Here is a 954-nt window from a genome sequence, read left to right as displayed (position 1 = left end):
TAACTGATCAGGTCAATCCAATCTCTTGTACACATTTTTGTGACGCGATCTTTGCACTCAAGAAATCCATTCCAAGCGCTACAGACCTTCGAAACAATATCGTTATAATCAATGAAGTTTTGGTTTGCTAGATAGTGTTGCCTTAACCAACTCCACACTTGCTCTATAGGGTTAAGCTCTGGTGAGTATGGCGGCAATTTGATAATACTGACATTATCAAATGGGTTAGCAATATCATCGGTATGCCATCCTGCGCCATCCATTATTACCACTGAATGACGGTCTTTTTCTGTGACTTTAGATATCTGCTCTAGATGGTTTATCATGATGTCTTTGTTAACCCAAGGGACGACCATTGCCTCACCAATCCCTCTCGATGGGCACACTGAGCCAAACAAATAAGCGTATTCAAATTGCTGCTGTTTTACTACGCGAGGTCTCGTTCCACGAGTAGCCCAAAGACGTGTTGTTGTGTTCTGCTGACCAAACCTAGCTTCGTCTTGAAACCAGACATCAACACTCTCTAGCCCAATATGGCCGGGGATCTTAAGGATCGTTTCGATTTGGAATTTTTTTAAAATCGTCCTGTATTTGCTGTGATTGTTTAGGGTGTTTGGAACGAGAAGTTATCCAAGAAAAACCCATGTGGTCGAGGAGATAATAGATGGAATTAGGGTGGTAGTGCTTGTCAAAGTGTTTAACGATGTAGTCATGTATATCGCTTCCAACAAGGCGGCCACCAGAAGGTGATTCAGCTTCTTTTTTTATGAAGGCACTGAGTTGAGCCCGCTGCTCATCGGTGAGGTATGCAGGCCTACCAGTCCGAGGTTTTTCTTGAAGTCCTTCTAGGCCTTCTTCAAAAAAAATCCGAACCCATTTATTGACACTGGTTCGACTGACTTTGAGAGATTTTGCAATTTGTGTACGAGAGAGGCCGTCTTTAAAGTGTGCGAG

Annotated in this window: 2 protein-coding genes; both read right to left on the bottom strand. The window is 43.1% G+C overall.

Translation table 11 applies throughout. The annotated features are described in order from the left end of the window. On the bottom strand, positions 1-533 hold a 533-nt coding region (locus tag AB4486_RS22270), incomplete at its 3' end, for an IS630 family transposase (RefSeq protein ID WP_029235080.1). A gap of 13 nt (positions 534-546) precedes the next feature. After that, a partial coding sequence (locus tag AB4486_RS22265) for a helix-turn-helix domain-containing protein (RefSeq protein ID WP_136977534.1) occupies positions 547-954 on the bottom strand: 408 nt, incomplete at its 5' end.

The organism is Vibrio sp. 10N.222.55.C6, assembly GCF_041473395.1.
Lineage (GTDB): Bacteria > Pseudomonadota > Gammaproteobacteria > Enterobacterales > Vibrionaceae > Vibrio > Vibrio crassostreae_C.
This window is presented reverse-complemented; position numbering and strand designations above follow the sequence as displayed.